General features: G+C 61.8%; 14 protein-coding genes. 11 read left to right on the top strand and 3 right to left on the bottom strand.

The genetic code is table 11. The features are described from left to right. Positions 1 to 4: 4 nt before the first annotated feature. The 6 genes from B7Y43_RS11405 to B7Y43_RS11380 all read left to right on the top strand — a co-directional run bounded on the left by B7Y43_RS11405 (position 5) and on the right by B7Y43_RS11380 (position 6,714). Positions 5 to 2,554 (top strand): penicillin-binding protein 1A, encoded by a 2,550-nt coding sequence (locus B7Y43_RS11405; RefSeq protein ID WP_374131774.1) that lies wholly within the window; start codon positions 5 to 7, stop codon positions 2,552 to 2,554. Between the two features lie 115 nt (positions 2,555 to 2,669). Further along, a complete protein-coding gene (gene prfB, locus B7Y43_RS11400) occupies positions 2,670 to 3,764 on the top strand; it encodes a peptide chain release factor 2 (protein WP_374131773.1) in 1,095 nt (364 codons plus the stop codon). Next, entirely contained in the window at positions 3,754 to 4,488 is a 735-nt protein-coding gene (locus B7Y43_RS11395; RefSeq protein ID WP_374131772.1) for a class I SAM-dependent methyltransferase, read from the top strand. The genes prfB and B7Y43_RS11395 overlap by 11 nt, the downstream gene beginning before the upstream one ends. Before the next feature lie 4 nt (positions 4,489 to 4,492). Then, on the top strand, positions 4,493 to 5,287 hold the full coding sequence (locus B7Y43_RS11390; protein WP_374131771.1) for a thymidylate synthase: 795 nt from the start codon (positions 4,493 to 4,495) through the stop codon (positions 5,285 to 5,287). Beyond that, positions 5,284 to 5,751, top strand: a complete 468-nt coding sequence (locus tag B7Y43_RS11385; RefSeq protein ID WP_374131770.1) for a dihydrofolate reductase — start codon at positions 5,284 to 5,286, stop codon at positions 5,749 to 5,751. The genes B7Y43_RS11390 and B7Y43_RS11385 overlap by 4 nt, the downstream gene beginning before the upstream one ends. A gap of 33 nt (positions 5,752 to 5,784) precedes the next feature. After that, positions 5,785 to 6,714 (top strand): bifunctional riboflavin kinase/FMN adenylyltransferase, encoded by a 930-nt coding sequence (locus B7Y43_RS11380; protein ID WP_374131769.1) that lies wholly within the window; start codon positions 5,785 to 5,787, stop codon positions 6,712 to 6,714. Here B7Y43_RS11380 and B7Y43_RS11375 read toward each other — a convergent pair. Further along, positions 6,707 to 7,615 (bottom strand): MipA/OmpV family protein, encoded by a 909-nt coding sequence (locus B7Y43_RS11375; protein ID WP_374131768.1) that lies wholly within the window; start codon positions 7,613 to 7,615, stop codon positions 6,707 to 6,709. The genes B7Y43_RS11380 and B7Y43_RS11375 overlap by 8 nt on opposite strands. Before the next feature lie 449 nt (positions 7,616 to 8,064). Between B7Y43_RS11375 and ileS the strand changes: the two genes are divergently transcribed. From ileS to B7Y43_RS11360, 3 genes are read left to right on the top strand one after another with little or no spacing between them, the layout of a single operon-like run. Then, positions 8,065 to 11,085 (top strand): isoleucine--tRNA ligase, encoded by a 3,021-nt coding sequence (gene ileS, locus B7Y43_RS11370; RefSeq protein ID WP_374131767.1) that lies wholly within the window; start codon positions 8,065 to 8,067, stop codon positions 11,083 to 11,085. Next, the gene (lspA, locus tag B7Y43_RS11365) at positions 11,082 to 11,600 is read left to right on the top strand and encodes a signal peptidase II (RefSeq protein WP_374131766.1); all 519 of its coding nucleotides are present in this window, start codon (positions 11,082 to 11,084) and stop codon (positions 11,598 to 11,600) included. Before ileS ends, lspA begins: the two co-directional genes overlap by 4 nt. Further along, positions 11,593 to 12,009, top strand: a complete 417-nt coding sequence (locus B7Y43_RS11360) for a DUF3035 domain-containing protein (RefSeq protein ID WP_374131765.1) — start codon at positions 11,593 to 11,595, stop codon at positions 12,007 to 12,009. Before lspA ends, B7Y43_RS11360 begins: the two co-directional genes overlap by 8 nt. A gap of 249 nt (positions 12,010 to 12,258) precedes the next feature. Here the strand turns inward: B7Y43_RS11360 and metC are convergent, their stop codons facing one another. Continuing rightward, the gene (gene metC / locus B7Y43_RS11355; protein ID WP_374131764.1) at positions 12,259 to 13,449 is read right to left on the bottom strand and encodes a PLP-dependent aspartate aminotransferase family protein; all 1,191 of its coding nucleotides are present in this window, start codon (positions 13,447 to 13,449) and stop codon (positions 12,259 to 12,261) included. Beyond that, positions 13,446 to 14,285 (bottom strand): sulfurtransferase, encoded by an 840-nt coding sequence (gene sseA, locus B7Y43_RS11350; RefSeq protein WP_374131763.1) that lies wholly within the window; start codon positions 14,283 to 14,285, stop codon positions 13,446 to 13,448. Before sseA ends, metC begins: the two co-directional genes overlap by 4 nt. Positions 14,286 to 14,454: 169 nt before the next feature. Here sseA and queF point away from each other — a divergent pair, with 169 nt between their 5' ends. Then, positions 14,455 to 14,907 carry an NADPH-dependent 7-cyano-7-deazaguanine reductase gene (gene queF / locus B7Y43_RS11345; RefSeq protein WP_374131762.1) on the top strand — a complete coding sequence of 151 codons (453 nt, stop codon included), beginning with the start codon at positions 14,455 to 14,457 and terminating at the stop codon, positions 14,905 to 14,907. Between the two features lie 461 nt (positions 14,908 to 15,368). Beyond that, complete coding sequence (locus B7Y43_RS11340; protein ID WP_374131761.1) at positions 15,369 to 16,718, top strand: alpha-L-fucosidase; 1,350 nt, start codon at positions 15,369 to 15,371, stop codon at positions 16,716 to 16,718. Positions 16,719 to 17,152 lie beyond the last annotated feature (434 nt).

The following is a 17,152-nucleotide window of genomic DNA, read 5'->3' as shown; positions in this document are numbered from 1 at the left end:
CTGTATGGCCCAGTCCTCCTCCTCTGTGAATTTTCGCATCCGCCGCGAGGTCAGCGGGCTGCAAGGTCATATCGAGCGTGCGTGGCAGCGCTGGTGGGTGAAGACCCTGGTGGTGCTCGGCGGGATCGGCCTGATCGGCTATGCGCTGCTGTGGCTGTTGTTCGCGCGAAACCTGCCCTCAGTCGATGGGTTGCGGGCGTATGAACCGCCTTTGCCAACCAATGTGCGCTCGATCCAAGGCCTGCCGATCCACAGCTATGCGCGCGAGCGGCGCGTGGAGCTGGCGTATGACGAATATCCCAAACTGCTCGTCAGTGCGTTTCTCGCCGCTGAAGATCGGACCTTTTTCGAGCATCACGGCATCGACTATCCGGGCATTGTTGCGGCTTTTCTCAATAATCTGAAAAGCAGCGGTCGGCCGGTTGGGGCGTCGACCATCACGCAGCAGGTCGCCAAGAATCTGCTTGTCGGCAACGAAGTCAGCTATGTGCGCAAGGCGCGCGAGGCCATCCTGGCGTACCGGATCGAGGATTCGCTGACCAAGGAACAAATCCTTGAGCTGTATCTCAATCAGATCCCGCTGGGCCGGAACGCCTTTGGGGTAGAGGCTGCCTCGCATGCCTATTTCGACAAGGAACTGAACGAGCTGACGCTCGGCCAGCTGGCCTATTTGGCGATTCTCCCCAAGGGGCCAGCCAATTATGACCCGTTCCGCAACACCGAACGGGCGCTGAAGCGGCGCAATTTCGTGCTGAGCGAAATGTTGCGCAACCGATTCATCGATCAGGCGCAGTTTGATCAGGCATCGGCGGAGCCGATTGGCGCGGTCGTCCGCCAGACCCCCAAATTTGAGCGTGTCGGCGGATATTTCGTCGAAGAAGTGCGCCGCCAGCTGATCGACAAATTTGGCGAAAATGAAAAGGCCGGTCCCTTCAGCGTCTATTCGGGCGGGCTGTGGGTGCGGACGTCGTTCGATACGCGGCTGCAGCAATATGCCCAAACCGCGCTGCGGGATGGGTTACTGCGCTATGATCGCGGTCGCGGCTGGAACGGGCCGCTTGGCCATGTCGATTTAGAGGGCGCACCGACATCAGCGTCCGAGGACGAAGAGCCCGTCGCCAAGGCCAGTCAGAATTGGGCGCAGGCGCTGGCGAACACCAATATCGGCTTTGATTATGCTAATTGGCGCTCGGCAATTGTGATTGCGCGGACGGGTGATTCATTCTCGATCGGCTTTGCCGATGGAACGACCAGCACGCTCCCCAAATGGGGCGCGCAAATGCCGGTGCGGAACAAGGGCGGGAACGCCTTTGGTGCGATCATGGTCGGCGATATCATTGCGGTGGCACCGGAGGCTGGCGTTTATACGCTCCGCTCCGTACCGCGCGTGTCGGGCGGTATCGTCGTCGAACAACCCCAGACCGGGCGCGTGCTGGCGATGCAGGGCGGGTTTGATTCGCGGCTCGGCTCGTTCAACCGCGCAACCCAAGCGATGCGGCAGCCGGGATCGACGATCAAGCCCATCGTCTATTCGGCCGCGCTTGAAAACGGCATGACGCCCAGTTCAATCATCGTTGACGGGCCGTTCTGCGTATATCAGGGCGCACGGCTCGGGCAGAAATGCTTCACCAACTTTGGCGGCGGGCGGGGGTCTGGCCCGCATACGATGCGTTGGGGTATTGAGCAGTCGCGCAACTTGATGACGGTGAAGGCAGCGTCGCAGACCGGTATGGAGCGCGTGGTCGATACGATCGATCGGATGGGCGTGGGCAAATATCCGCCCTTCCTGTCGATCGCGCTCGGCGCGGGCGAAACGACGGTGCAGCGCATGGTCAACGCCTTTTCGATCATCGCCAATCAGGGGCGCGGCCACCCGTCAACACTGATCGATTTCGTGCAGGATCGGCATGGCAAGGTGATCTGGCCGGATAATTGGCGTCCTTGCAATCGCTGCAACACGCCTGACTGGAACGGTAAGGCAATGCCGCGTCCGGTGATCCGCGCGCGCCAGGTGATTGATCCGATCACGGCCTATCAAATGGTCCATATTACCGAAGGCGTCATCCAGCGTGGCACGGCCACGGTGTTGCGCGATCTCAACCGGCCGATGATGGGCAAGACGGGGACATCGACTGGACCCACCAATGTGTGGTTCATCGGCGGCACGCCGCAGATCATGGCGGGTCTTTATATCGGTTATGATAAGCCCGTGAGCTTGGGGGGCTATGCCCAGGGCGGCACGATTGCCGCGCCAATTTTCAAGCAATTTGCCGAAAAGGCCTATGCCGGCTTGCCGCCCATTCCGTTCCGGGCCCCGCCGGGCGTGCGGCTGGTGCGGGTTGATCGCGCGTCGGGCAAGCAGGTCTATGGTGCTTGGCCCAGCGATGATCCCAAGGCGTCGGTGATTTGGGAAGCGTTCAAGCCGGAAAGCGAACCGCGCCGCAATGTGGCGCGGGCGGATGATGCCGGGTTGCAGCGCGAAGCCAAGCCTGCCCGCCGCGCGGCAACCCAAAGTGACAGCGATTTCTTGCAAAGACAGGGCGGAATCTACTAGCGCCAAGCGTCACGCGTCATCAGATTAGTGTCATGCCGGTGAAAATCGGGGTCTTCCACAAACACGGATGACACCTGCAGTCATTGGCAGGATGCATCAGGAAAAGGTTCATTCAATGCGCGCTGAGGCGCAAGCCCATGTCGACAGCATCAACGAGGCGCTGGCGTTGCTCCGCCGGTTCCTCGATTGGGACCGTGCGCTGCGTCGGCTCGATGAGCTGAATGCGCGCGTGGAAGACCAGGCGCTGTGGAATGATCCCAAGGCCGCGCAGGAGGTGATGCGCGAACGCCGCCGTCTTGACGAGGCGATCACCGCGACGCGCGCAATCGAAACCGAACTCGCCGATACCGTTGAGCTGATGGACATGGCCGAGGCCGAGGGCGACACCGGCATGGTCGATGATGGCGTGGCCGGGCTAGCCGCGCTGTCGCTCCGTGCCAATGAGGACAAGATCAAGGCGCTGCTGGCGGGCGAGGCCGATGCCAATGACACCTATATTGAGGTCAACGCGGGCGCGGGCGGCACCGAGAGCCAGGATTGGGCGGGAATGCTCAGCCGCATGTATACCCGCTGGGCCGAACGGCGCGGTATGAAGGTCGAACTGATCGATCAGCATTCAGGCGAGCAGGCGGGGATCAAGTCAGCCACGCTGCTGCTGAAGGGCGAAAACGCTTACGGCTACGCCAAGACCGAAAGCGGCGTCCACCGGCTGGTGCGGATCAGCCCCTATGACAGCGCGGCGCGGCGGCACACCAGCTTCGCCAGCGTCTGGGTCTATCCCGTGATCGACGACAATATCGAGGTTGAATATAACGAGAGCGATCTGCGGATGCACATCAACACCACCGATTCGGCGGTGCGCATCACGCATATCCCGACCGGCATCGTCGTCCAGTGCCAGAACCAGCGCAGCCAGCACAAGAACAAGGCGGAGGCGTATAACCAGCTGCGCGCGCGGCTGTACGAGCGCGAACTCGCGATTCGGGAAGCGGCGGCCAATGCCGAGAATGACAGCAAGACCGACATTGGCTGGGGCCACCAGATCCGGTCCTATGTCTTGCAACCCTATCAGATGGTGAAGGATCTGCGCACCGGCGTGGTTTCGACAGCACCCGGCGACGTGCTCGACGGCGCGCTCGATCCGTTCATGGCGGCGGCGCTGTCGCAGCGGGTAACGGGCGAGACGGTCGAGGTTGACGATGTCGACTAGGCGGCGCGCCCGTGTGTTGCTGGTTGGGCTGGCCGGAGTCGGCTTGCTTGCAGCTTGCGATGCCGGGCTTGGCTCGCGATCGGGCAGCGCGCGCAATGCAGACGGATTCCCGGCGGCGGATCGCCCGGTTGCGCATATCGTCTCGTCACGCTGGTCGACCGAGGAAGCGCGCGACCGCAAGAATGAAGCGGGCGAGGTGATGGACAAGGCCGGGATCAAGCCCGGCATGACCGTGGCCGATATCGGCGCTGGCGAAGGCTATTACACCATCCGGCTGGCCGAACGCGTCGGCAAGGAAGGGCGCGTGCTGGCGGAGGATATCCTGCCCGATGTGCGGGACATGCTGGCTGAACGGGTCGTGCGCGAACGATTGCAGAGCGTGAGCGTTCGGCTGGGCAAGCCGGCCGATCCCAAGCTGCCTGAAAACAGCTTCGATCGCGTGCTGATGGTGCATATGTATCATGAGATTGAGCAGCCTTATGAATTTCTGTGGCGGATGCGCCCGGCCTTGATGCCCGATGGGCTGGTGATCGTTGTCGACGCCAATCGGCCGACGCAAAATCACGGCACCCCGCCAGCCTTGCTCAAATGCGAATTTGCCGCGGTCGGCTATACCCAGGTTTATACTGAGGACATGCCGTCGGCTGGCGGCTATCTGGCGGCGTTCCGGGCGCAGGGCGCGCGCCCTGATCCTTATGCTATCAAACCCTGCAAGGTGAGTTGAACCGATGCGGGCCTATCTCGATTTGATGCAACGCATCCTGGACGATGGCGTGGAGACGGCAGACCGCACCGGCGTCGGCACCTTATCGGTTTTCGGCCACCAGATGCGGTTTGATCTCGCGCAAGGGTTTCCGGCGCTGACCACCAAGAAGCTGCATCTTCGCTCGATCATCGTCGAACTGCTCTGGTTTCTGCGCGGCGATACCAATGTCCGCTGGTTGCAGGACCGCAAAGTCGCCATCTGGGATGAATGGGCGCGCGAAGACGGCGATCTCGGCCCGATTTATGGCAAGCAATGGCGCGACTGGGCAGCGAGCGATGGCCGCCATATCGACCAGATTGCTGACCTAATCGCGCAGATCAAGACCAATCCAACGTCGCGTCGCCAGATCGTCAGCGCCTGGAATCCGGGCGATCTCCACGCGATGGCGCTGGCCCCGTGCCATTGCCTATTCCAGACGCATGTCGCCAATGGCAAGCTGAGTTTGCAGCTTTATCAGCGTTCCGCCGATGTGTTTCTGGGCGTGCCGTTCAACATCGCCAGCTATGCACTGCTGACCCATATGCTGGCGCAGCAATGCGGGCTTGAGGTCGGCGAGTTCGTCTGGACCGGCGGCGATTGCCACCTCTATTCGAACCACCTTGAGCAGGCGCGGCTCCAACTGACGCGCACCCCCGGTCCGCCACCCCGGCTGGAAATCCTGCGCAAGCCGGATGGCATTGACGGGTATGCGTATGAAGATTTCAAGCTGCACGATTATGTCGCGCAGCCGCATATCGCCGCGCCGGTGGCGGTGTGATTTCGCTGCACCTTGCCCGCGCCGATAATGGCGTGATCGGCGCGGGCGGCACGATACCCTGGCATATCCCCGGTGAGCAACGCCGGTTCAAGGCGATGACGATGGGTCGGCCGATGATCATGGGCCGCAAGACCTTTGAAAGCTTCCCCAGCCCCTTGCCGGGCAGGCGCCATATCGTCCTGACGCGCGACCCCCTTTGGCAGGCGACGGGCGCCGAGGTGGTGCATGACGTGACTCAGGCGCGCGCGCGCGCAGGGGACGATGCGGCGGTGATCGGTGGGGTCGATATCTTCGCCCTGTTGATCGATCAGGCGACCCTGATTGAATTGACTGAAGTGCATCTGTCGCCCGCCGGTGATGCGGTAGTGCCACCGTTTACCGGCTGGCGCGAAATGGCGCGGACCGATTTTCCGCCCGAGGGTGCCGTGCCCGGCTATAGCTATGTCACGCTCGCGCGCCCCTAGCGCCCCGCGCACCTGCCCCCTATAGCCCGGCACATGGAGCGTCTCGACGGGGGTGCGCCAGTGCCTGAGCGCTATCGCGGTGGCATTGTCGCGCTGGGCAATTTCGATGGATTTCATCTGGGGCACCAGGCGGTGATTGGCCGCGCGGTCGCGCTTGCCCGCGCGCGCGGGGTGCCGGCGCTGGTTGCGACTTTTGATCCGCACCCGGTGCGCTATTTCAAACCCGATCTGCCCCCCTTTCGCCTGACGACACTCGATCAGCGCGCGCGCCTGTTTGCTGCCGCCGGGGCCGATGCGATGGTGGTATTCGGCTTTGATGCAGCGCTCGCCGGGCTCACCGCGCAGGCATTTGTCGATGAACGGCTGATCGGCAATCTGGGCGTGGGCGGCGTGGTGACGGGCGCGGATTTCACCTTTGGCAAGGCGCGTGGCGGCAATGTCGCGGTGCTGGCGGCGCTGGGGCAGGCGAATGGCTTTGCGTGCGAAACCGTCAGCGCCGTCACGGCGGGCGATGATGCCGTTTCCTCCAGCCGCATCCGCGATTTGCTAAAAGGTGGCGATCCGGCGGGCGCGGCGCGGCTGCTCACCCGGCCCTTCGCCATTCAAGGCAAGGTGCAGCATGGCGACAAGGTTGGCCGCACCATCGGCTATCCGACTGCCAATATCGATATGGGTAGCTATCTGCGCCCCGCCTATGGCATCTATGCGGTGCGGGCGCGGCTGGCAGATGGACGGGTGGTCGATGGAGCCGCCAACATAGGCATTCGCCCCACCTTTGATCCGCCCAAGGAATTGCTCGAAGTGTTCCTGTTCGATTTCGCCGAGGATTTATACGGCCAGGTGATCGAGGTTCAATTGATCGCCTATCTGCGGCCCGAAGCGAAATTCGATGGGCTCGACGCGCTGGTGGCGCAGATGGACGCCGATTGCGCGGCAGCGCGCGTGGTGCTGGCGGCTAGTTGAACCGGAAACGATAGCTGATCGACGTGCCGAGCGTGATCTGGTTGCGGCTGCCGAACGGGCTGCGGGAAATGGGCGAATCGGCGGCGTCACCCACCAGCCGCGCATAGCTGCCAAAGGCATTGATGCTCCAGTTGCCGCCAATCCGGCGCGACGCGAAGGCGGAAACCGCAACGTCGTTGACGCTTGCATCAGGCCGATAGACCGCAAGACCGCTCGTCACCGATTGGGCCGGCGTCACCCCGTGATAGGCGCGCAGATAAGTGGCATTGGCAAAGCGCACCCTGCCGCCATAGCCCAGCGTCCATTTGCCGATCAGCTTGATGCGCCGCAGGGTGAGATCGGCGAGCAAGCCATTATGTCCGCCCGCAGCCCGGCGAACCTCCAGTTGCACCGAGGTGAAGAGCGATGGCTGATAGGTAAGGAAACCGCCGATTTCAGGCGCGAAGGTGATGCGATTAAGCCCCGGAAAAACGGCAATATCGCGTTGCGTCCGGCCGAATTCAGGCCGCAGGATCGGCCCGGCACGCCATTTCCGGGTATTCAGCACATTATAGCCGATACCGCTTTGCACCGAGGCGAAGAACTGGTTCTTGTACCGGATGTCGAGCTGCGGGATCGGCAGAATGCGCAGGCCGTCGCTGCCCGGAAAGCGCGGTACGGCGAGCACGCCCGGCCCCACATCGATTTGCCACCCGGCGGGATAAGGCCCGAAGGCGATCGGGCGGAAGGTCGTTGCCGGGGGCGATGCCGCCGGTGCCGATGCTTGGTCGCCTTCATCAGCAGCGGCAAGATCAGCAGCAGGTTGGGCGGTGATGATCGCCACATCGCTGGCAATGGCTGTGTCGGACGGTGCGGCTATGGCGGCGGTGGCCATATGCAGCGCTGCAATCAAGTTCGACACCTTCTCAATCCCCTATCGCGAAAAATCGCGCGGCGGTTAGCCCAGATGGCGATAAAGTCAAATTGCCAAATGTTGCTGCGTTTCGTGATGAATGGCGAATGCGCCACGCGACAGGCCGTTCTTTGATCCAATGATTAGCTTTTTGCCTGGCCTCAGTGCCTATTCCGCTGGGCAGTCGAGGCGGCTAGGCAGGACAAGCGGATCATATTTTTTAGCGCGTTGCTCAAGCGAAGAAGAAGGGTGGTTCGCGCGGAGGCGCGGAGGAGTTTCGTTCGTGGCTCTGTCTCGCTTCAGCGAGACCCTCATCTTGCGTGGCCACGTCGAGCATTGGGTCGGCTGCGCCGAGGGACCTTAGCGCATGCGCACCCCCTCCGCGTCTCCGCGTCTCCGCGCGAACCCAATCTTCGGCTTTGTAACAAGCGCACCGCTACGCTATTGCCCGCAACCTTATGACCGACAGCACCGCACCAGACTATAAGGACACCGTCTTCCTCCCGAAGACCGAGTTCCCCATGAAAGCCGGCCTTCCGCAGAAGGAACCGGGCATTTTGGCGCACTGGCAGTCGATTGGCCTCTACGACAAGCTGCGCGATGCGCGCCGGGGGCGGGAGAAGTTCATCTTCCACGACGGCCCGCCCTACGCCAATGGCGATATGCATATCGGCCATGCGCTCAACCACATCCTGAAGGACATGGTCTGCCGCACGCAGAATTTGCTGGGCAAGGATGCGCCCTATGTCCCCGGCTGGGATTGCCACGGCCTGCCGATCGAGTGGAAGGTCGAGGAGCAATATCGCGCCAAGAAGCTCAACAAGGATGAGGTACCCGCGGCGGAATTCCGCGCGGAGTGCCGGGCGTACGCGCAGCACTGGGTGAACACGCAGCGCGAGCAGTTGAAGCGGCTCGGCATCAATGGCGATTGGGACCATCCCTATCTGACGATGGATTTTCAGGCCGAGGCGACGATCGTCACCGAGCTGATGAAGTTCGCGGAATCCGGGCAGCTCTATCGCGGCGCGAAGCCGGTGATGTGGTCGCCGGTGGAAAAGACCGCGCTCGCCGAGGCGGAGGTCGAGTATGAGGACGTCGTGTCGACGCAAATCGACGTTGCGTTCAAAATTGTCGAAGCCCCCAATGCTCCCGAGCTCAAATATAAGAGTGCGGTGATCTGGACGACAACGCCGTGGACGATCCCGGTGAATCAAGGGATCGCCTATAACCCTGACGCCGACTATGAGGCCTTCTCTCTCGTCACGGAAGTTCGACCGAAAACGGACGCAAACACCCAGAGCGGACCGGTTGGATCGTCCGTCGGCGAATATTGTTCGGGTAATACTTTCTTGGTCGCTGCCGAATTGCGCGACGCGTTAGTGGCTCGGATGAAGAAGTACCTCGATAATGCGTGGTCCGATCCCGACCATGTTCACGAAATTGTGGATATCGAAATTGAATGGCGCGGTAAGGGCTCGCAACTCGCGGGCGCCAAGGCCTACCACCCGATGGCTGGCGCATTTGAACCGGAAGGCGGGTTTTTTGACCGCTTGCGGCCCTTCCTGCCCGGCGATTTCGTCACCACCGATGCGGGTACGGGCCTTGTCCACATGGCCCCCGATCACGGCGAGGATGATTTCCTGCTGTGCAAGGCGCATGGCATCGAGCCCGTTTTCGCGGTCGATGCGGCGGGGATGTACCGGGAGGATTGGGCGTGGCTCGGCGGGCAGGGCTCGGTCATCAACAAGAAGTTCGTCGGCGCCGATGGCCCGATCTGTTCGGACCTGCGCGCCAGCGGCGGGCTGCTCGCGGCGAGCGATGATTTCAAGCACAGCTACCCGCATAGCTGGCGGTCAAAGGCCAAGGTGATCTTCCGCTGCACGCCGCAATGGTTTGTGCCGATGGATAAAGATCTGTCCGTATCCCCCTCCCGCATGCGGGAGGGGCTAGGGGTGGGCCTGTCCGCAAATGCCGCGTTTGCCGCAGAAGGCCCACCCCCGACCCCTCCCGCAAGCGGGAGGGGGGAAGAAGGCGATACCCTCCGCAATCGCGCCCTCGCCGCGATCGAGGCCACGCGCTGGCTGCCCGCCAAGGGCCAGAACCGCATCACGTCGATGGTCGCGGGCCGCCCCGATTGGGTGCTCAGCCGCCAGCGTGCCTGGGGCGTACCGATCACGCTCTTTGTCGATCGCAAGACCGGGCACTATCTCTGCGACCCGGCGGTCAACGCCCGGATCATCGCAGCGGTGCGGGAAAACGGCGTCGACGCCTGGACCGACGAAGCGGCACAGGACCTGCTCGGCAACGACTATGCCGCCGCCGATTACGAACGCGTCACCGACATTCTCGACGTGTGGTTCGACAGCGGCTGCACCCACGCCTTTGTGCTCGAATCGGGACGCTGGCCCGATCTCCTGCGGCCTAAGGGATATAAAGGCCCGGCTGCCGATCTCTATCTAGAAGGCTCCGATCAACATCGCGGCTGGTTCCAGTCGTCGCTGCTCGAAAGCTGCGGCACGCGCGGGCATGCGCCGTACAAGGCGGTGCTCACCCATGGCTTCACGATGGATGCCAAGGGCATGAAAATGTCCAAGAGCCTCGGCAACACGATCAATCCGCTCGAACTGATGAAGGAATCGGGCGCCGACATCCTGCGGCTCTGGGCGCTGACGGTCGATTTCACTGAGGATCACCGGATCGGCAAGGAAATCCTGAATGGGGTGTCCGACCAGTATCGCAAGCTGCGCAACACCTTCCGCTACATGCTCGGCGCGCTGGACGGGTTCGACGAGGCCGAACGCGTTGATGTGGACCACATGCCCGAGCTCGAACTCTACATGCTCGAGCTGCTCGGCACGATGGACGTCCAGCTAAAGGCCGCGATCGATGATTTCGACTTCAACAGCTATGTCCGCTTGCTGACCAATTTCGCGAACGAGGATCTGTCGGCATTCTATTTCGATATCCGCAAGGATTGCCTTTATTGCGATGCGCCGGACAGCATCAAGCGGCGGTCGTGCCGGACGGTCATGGACATCTTGTTCCACGCGCTGGTGCGATATTTGGCCCCGGTGCTGGTCTTCACCGCCGAGGAAGTCTGGCAGAACCGCTTCCCGAGCGAGGATGGATCGGTCCACTTGCTCGAATGGCCGAAACTGCCAAGAATGCCGGGCGATCGACCGATCGGCACCAACTGGGCCGATGTCCGTGCGCTTCGGGTGCAGGTCACCGAAGCGATCGAGCCGCTGCGCCGCGACAAGATCGTCCGGTCGAGCCTGGAGGCTGAGGTGACCGTGCCCGCACTGCCGCTGTCGGCAGAGGCGCTGGCTGAAATATTCATCGTGGCGAAAGTGACCAAGGGCGATAGCGTGGCGGTGACGCGCACCGATTACGCCAAATGTGGCCGCTGCTGGCGGCTGTTGCCCGATGTGGTAGAAGATGGTGCGCTGTGTGATCGGTGCAGTGAGGTGGTGGCATGAAGCGGTTGCCGATTATTGGGTTGATGGCGGCGGCGATCGTGTTTGCGATTGATCAGCTGATCAAATTCATCGTCACCGGGCCGCTGGGGCTCTCGTCGCTTGCGGGACCAACGATTGAAATCATGCCGATTTTCCGGCTGCGCTTCGTCGCCAATATCGGCGTGTCGTTGGGGCTGCTCAATGCGTCAAGCGATGCCGGGCGCTGGGGGCTGGTGGCGCTGACCGGGGTTATTGCGGCGGGCGTCTTGGTCTGGATGGTGCGCGAGCGGAACCGGCAGGACCAGTTTGCGCTGGGGCTGGTGCTTGGCGGCGCGCTTGGCAATATTCTCGATCGCATCCGCTTGGGCTATGTGGTCGATTATGCCGATCTGCACTTTGGCGAATGGAGCCCTTTTTTGGTCTTCAATCTGGCGGATTCGGCGATTACGATAGGTGTATTAGTGTTGCTGGTGCGCGCGATCCTGGTGCGCGACAAGCCGGTGCCGACTGTTTCAGTGGAGAATGGGAATGCGTAAATATAGCGGGCTCGTCATGGGCCTAGGCCTGACCGTTTTCCTGAGCGCGTGTGGCGGTGGCACCGGCCTGAACCGCGCGCGGCCCGATGAATTCGCGGTTGCGCGCCAGGCGCCGCTGGTGATTCCGCCCGATTTTTCCTTGACCCCGCCAAAGCCCGGCGCGGCCCGCCCGCAGGATACTGGCCCCCAGGCCTTGGCGCTTGAAGCGTTATTCGGCGGTCCGGCAGCGCGCAGTGCGGCTGAGCGTTCGGTGCTGGCTCAGGCGGGGAGCGATTCGGCGGGCGAGGGTATTCGCTCAGAGGTTGGCGATCCGCAGACCAATGTCGTCGACAAAGGGTCAACCACCCGCGACATCGTCGCCGCGCCAGAGGGCGATGGCCAGAACGCAACGACCAGCACGCCAAAATGATTCGGCGGTCGCGGCTAGAGCGTGATGACGTTAGGTCGCTTCAACCTCATACCCGTTCGGCCCCGGATCAGGTCCGGGGGAAGTCGAAGCCCACGCGATCCGCATGCCCTTCGACTTCGCTCAGGGCGAACGGGGTTTGGGTTGGTCCAATCCAAAGTCATCAGACTCTAAGCGATCGCCCGTGACCTGTTGATCGTCACCCCGCGCGCAGCGAAGCAATTGAACGACGCGCGCGGGACACTTGGCGAGCTACGCCGCGCGAAAGCGCTCCAGCCCGGCGGCCAGATCGGCGATCAGGTCGGCTGGGTCCTCCAGCCCGATGCTTAGCCGCACTAATGGCCCGTTAAAGTCGGGCGTCGTCGCGGTGCGGTAACGCTGGGGATCAACCGGCAGCGCCAGGCTTTCAAAGCCGCCCCAGCTATAGCCAATGCCGAACAGCGCCAGCCCGTCAATCAAGGCGGCACGGGCCTCCTCATCGCCGCCACGCAGTTCGAACGAGAACAAGCCCGACGACCCCTTAAAGTCGCGCAGGAAATGCGCTTGGCCCGGGCAATCGGGCAGCGCTGGGTGGAAAACCCGCGCCACCTCCGGGCGGGATTTCAGCCAATGCGCGATCTTGAGCGCGCTTTGCTGGTGATGCGCCAGGCGCACCGCCATCGTCCGCAGGCCCCGCGACCCCAGCCAGCAATCATCGGGGCTGGCGATATGGCCAAGCTGGTGGGCGGTGTCGCGCAAGGCAGCAAAATGGCCGGGACCGGCGGTTACCGATCCCAGCATCGCATCGGAATGGCCGACAATGTATTTGGTGCAGGCCAGGATCGACAAGTCGATTCCCATCGCAATTGCCGGCAAGAAAAGCGGCGTCGCCCAGGTATTGTCGAGCAAGGTCGTCACGCCGCGCGCTTTGGCGGCGGCGATGATGGCGGGCAGATCGGGCACCTCGAATGTCAGGCTGCCAGGCGCTTCAATCAGGATGGCCCGCGTCTTGTCGCCGATCAGCGCGGCAATGCCTGCCCCGATCATGGGATCATAGAAGCGCGTGCTGATCCCGAAGCGCTTGAGCAGGCCGGTCGCCATTGATCGGCTGGGATCATAGGCATTGTCGATCATCAGCACTTCATCGCCGGGTGCCAATACCGAAAGCAGTGCCCCGGCAATCGCCGCGACGCCCGAACAATAGAGAAACGTTCCCTCCGCCCCGGGCTCGAGCGAGGTCAGCGCATCGGCCAGCGACCATTGGGTCGGGGTACCGCGCCGCCCGTAGAACAGCTTGTGATGCGTGTCGCGCGTGGCCGCGCGCAGATCGGCAACCGACTCATACAGAATGGTCGATGCGCGCCACACCGGTGGGCTGACGATACCGCTCGTCCATTCCGGCCGCCGCCCGGCATTGACGACGCGGGTCGCGTCACCGTGCCGGTCGTCGTCCGTTTCGGTCATGCCGGGCCCATGGCCTTTGGCGTTGAGAGATCGGCACCCCATTCAGACCAGCTGCCGTCATATAGCGCGGCTTCATTGCCCAGCAGATGCGCGCCGAACACCAGCACGGCGGCCGTGATGCCCGATCCGCAGGTGCCGACCAGCGGCCGTGAGAGGTCAATGCCGGCATCGGTATAAACGGCTTTCAGGGCATCGCCTTGCTTCCATGTGCCATCAGCATTGAAAATCTGGCCATAAGGGATGTTCTTTGAACCAGGGATATGGCCGGGCATCGTGGCGGGGCGTGGGTCGGGCTCCTGGCCCGTGAAGCGCGCCGCTGACCGCGCGTCCATTACCTGTTCGGCGCTGGTGTCGACATTGGCCTTCATCTGGGTCAGCGTCCGCAGGCCCTTGTCGTCCGCCCACACCGTGAAGTGGCGGTGGCGCAGGCTTTCCTTGCCGCTCTTCGTTTCGCGTCCTTCCGCCTTCCATTTGGCGATGCCGCCGTCGAGAATGGCGACATCATGCGCGCCAAAGGTCCGCAGCATCCACCAGGCGCGGGCAGCGGTATGCAGCGGCGAATCGTCGTAAAGGACGATGCGGCTGCCATCGCCCAGTCCAAGCGACTGCATGCGGCTGGCGAATTTTTCGGGCGAGGGCAGCATCATCGGCAGCGTGCTCGATGTATCGGCAATCTCTGCCAGATCCATGAAAACGGCGCCGGGAATATGCGCGGCTTCATATTCTGCAGCAGCATTGCGGCCACTATCCGCCAGGAAATAGCTCGCATCGACGATCCGCAGATCAGTCGCATTCAACTCGCCTGCCAGCCATTCGGTCGTTACCAACGCGTCCATTATCTTCTCCCGGAATCCTGTTGGGCACTCCCTAGCGGTCACTATGCCCGTCGTCGAGACGATCTAGGGCCTGAGATGCAAGAACATTCACTGGTGATCAGTCTGTCCGATGGCAAGGGCATGATCGGCAGCAGCATCATTTCCTTTCGGGTTTTCCCGCGATAAGTGCATGGTGATGACACCCAAATTCCTTGGCCAGACGAGTGCATTGCCAGCATCGCCCGAGACGGCAGTGCTCGATTATGTACCCAATCCGCGATGCGACAGCACCTATATGGTGCGGTTTGCCGTGCCCGAATTCACCTCGCTCTGCCCGGTAACGGGGCAGCCCGATTTTGCGCATCTGGTGATTGATTATGTGCCGGCGGCAACGATCGTCGAATCGAAATCGCTCAAGCTGTTTCTCGGCGCCTTTCGCAATCATCAGGCCTTTCACGAAGATTGCACCGTTGGCATCGGCGAGCGGCTTTATCGCGAGATGCAGCCGCTTTGGCTGCGAATCGGCGGCTATTGGTATCCGCGCGGCGGCATTCCCATTGATGTCTTCTGGCAGAGCGGCGCGCCACCAGCTGGGGTGTGGATCCCCGCGCAGGACGTGCCCGGATATCGCGGGCGCGGCTAGGCGGTAGACTTATAAGAAACGGCCTGTCGGCAAGCGCCGCACACTGCGCCATTCAAATGATCCGATGACTGGTCTGCGGGCGGACGTTTATTGAGGTTGGGGTTCGGGCTGGGCCCGGATGCGAATGTTCACGAATGTTCGCACTGATGCGATGGTTTCGCCAGATCGTCGTCAGGGTGCAGCCCTTTGGCGCGGCAGGCAGTGCTTCCCAATGGCGAAGTGAAGACGGTCGACGGTGTGAAAGAGCGAGGGACGTGTAGCAGGACTCGCTATTGTAGGAAAGGATTGGCCGATTTCGCCCAGAGGCGGTCATCTGCGACACTAATTTGCAGCCCTGAAAGCTGTCCTCCATTCGCAACTTAGAGGGCTGGCGGGTTTAGCTTCTTAAGTGGCTGCGATCGAGTGGACACAATGCCCACTCACCACTGGCCTGCGCACTTGCGGATTGCTATGGCATAGGCATGAGCCTGATTTACGGTCCGACGATCAAGAGCCTTTCGGGACACCCGCTGCCATCTTGGTTCGACGACGCAAAGTTTGGCATCTTCATCCATTGGGGGCTGTATTCGATCCCGGCTTTTGCACCGCTTGGTGCGCATCCGGACCCGATGGCGCCCGATATGATGCGCTCAAACCGCTACGCCGAATGGTATGAGAACACCCTTAAATTTGACGACTCAAACACTGCTTCGTTCCACCGAACCCATTACGGTGACGCCCCCTATAGCGACTTTGCGAAACCGTTCGAAGCCGCTGCGGCCGCGCTACCGGTGGCTGATTGGGCGGATGCCTTTCGTGACAGTGGCGCGCGCTATGTCACGCTCGTCACCAAGCATCATGACGGTTATCTGCTCTGGCCAAGCCGGCATCCGAACCCATTTCGGAGCGGCTGGCAAAGCCCGACCGATGTCGTTTCCAAGGTCGCTTCGGCGGTTCGCGCTGCAGGGTTGCGGTTCGGCACCTATTACTCCGGTGGGCTCGACTGGACGTTCAACCCGGATCGCGTCGATAATCTTGCCGCGATGTTCGCATCGATGCCGCACGATGATGGCTATGACGACTATTGCCGCGATCATTACCTAGAGCTGATCGCGAACTACCAGCCCGATTATCTTTGGAATGACATCGGATTTCCGACCGAAGCCTCGATGCTTGAGGTCTGCGCGGCGCATTATAATGCGAACGCAGATGGTCTGGTGAATGACCGCTGGTTGGCGGCACGCGACCTGCTCGATGGCAGCGATGCTGACCGCACCGCACGAATGAGGGCGATGTTCGGGTATCTCAAGCAGCACCGTGTTCCGCCGCCCGCGCATTACGACGTGATCACGCCTGAATACGCGCCAGCGGCGACATCGTTCGAGAAGAAATGGGAAGCGACCCGCGGTATCGGGTCGAGCTTTGGCTACAATCGGCAGGAAGCCGACACGGACCTGATGAGTGCAGATGCAATCCTGCGTCAGCTGGTCGATTGCGTCGCGCATGGCGGCAATCTTCTTCTCAATGTCGGCCCGCGCGGCGATGGAACTTTGTGCCCCATGCAAGTTGAACGACTACAGGCGGTCGGCGCATGGCTGAAGATCAATGGCGACGCGATCTATGGAACCCGACCCTGGATCGTTGCAGCGGCACGAGCCGAAGACGGAAGAAATGTTCGCTTCACCACGCGCGGCTCCGATGTCTACGCCATCGCCCTCGATTGCGGCACAGAACCGCTCTCTTTCGATCACGGAGGCCCGCTGACGGGCATCACATGGAAGCTTCTGCCCGGTTCGGGCGCGTGTAGCCCGACAGTTTATGTCCGGAGCTGAAGCGACTTTTGCCAACCTTTTCGACCTTTATTGTGGCTGCCGCGTTCTGGGCCTCAAAAGCGGACTCAGTTTCTACGCAGAAGTCCGTAAAATACCGCGTCGGCATAAACTTCAATCGACTCCGGTAGCGCTTCGGCCCTTGATCGGGACAGGACGACCAGACCGTGACCCGCAGCCCATATGACACGCGACAGGTGCTCAGAATTGCTGAGCGGATCGACAAGACCCGGAACGTCGCTTACGGCAGGTGAAACGCCGCAAAAGCTTGTTCGCTCGCCTCTTTTGCGAAATCTTCAGATGAAATCGATGTCGAGCCGCTGCCGGTTTACGCTTGCTGGGATAGCAGGCGGATCGATTAATAACACGCGTGTGTATATGGCGCTTCGTCGTGGCAAGCCTACTTGGCCCGACCGGTCCATGCTTGCTCGCGACGA

The sequence above is a fragment of the Sphingomonas sp. 28-62-20 genome (genome assembly GCF_002281505.1).
This window is presented reverse-complemented; position numbering and strand designations above follow the sequence as displayed.

What these genes read in the sequence shown, in the direction of transcription:
- B7Y43_RS11360 (WP_374131765.1), top strand. Translation starts at nt 11,593, where the DNA reads ATGCGTAAATATAGCGGGCTCGTCATGGGCCTAGGCCTGACCGTTTTC.
- B7Y43_RS11395 (WP_374131772.1), top strand. Translation starts at nt 3,754, where the DNA reads ATGTCGACTAGGCGGCGCGCCCGTGTGTTGCTGGTTGGGCTGGCCGGA.
- metC (WP_374131764.1), bottom strand. Translation starts at nt 13,449, where the DNA reads ATGACCGAAACGGACGACGACCGGCACGGTGACGCGACCCGCGTCGTC.
- ileS (WP_374131767.1), top strand. Translation starts at nt 8,065, where the DNA reads ATGACCGACAGCACCGCACCAGACTATAAGGACACCGTCTTCCTCCCG.
- prfB (WP_374131773.1), top strand. Translation starts at nt 2,670, where the DNA reads ATGCGCGCTGAGGCGCAAGCCCATGTCGACAGCATCAACGAGGCGCTG.
- B7Y43_RS11340 (WP_374131761.1), top strand. Translation starts at nt 15,369, where the DNA reads ATGAGCCTGATTTACGGTCCGACGATCAAGAGCCTTTCGGGACACCCG.
- B7Y43_RS11405 (WP_374131774.1), top strand. Translation starts at nt 5, where the DNA reads ATGGCCCAGTCCTCCTCCTCTGTGAATTTTCGCATCCGCCGCGAGGTC.
- sseA (WP_374131763.1), bottom strand. Translation starts at nt 14,285, where the DNA reads ATGGACGCGTTGGTAACGACCGAATGGCTGGCAGGCGAGTTGAATGCG.
- B7Y43_RS11380 (WP_374131769.1), top strand. Translation starts at nt 5,785, where the DNA reads ATGGAGCGTCTCGACGGGGGTGCGCCAGTGCCTGAGCGCTATCGCGGT.
- queF (WP_374131762.1), top strand. Translation starts at nt 14,455, where the DNA reads ATGGTGATGACACCCAAATTCCTTGGCCAGACGAGTGCATTGCCAGCA.
- B7Y43_RS11390 (WP_374131771.1), top strand. Translation starts at nt 4,493, where the DNA reads ATGCGGGCCTATCTCGATTTGATGCAACGCATCCTGGACGATGGCGTG.
- lspA (WP_374131766.1), top strand. Translation starts at nt 11,082, where the DNA reads ATGAAGCGGTTGCCGATTATTGGGTTGATGGCGGCGGCGATCGTGTTT.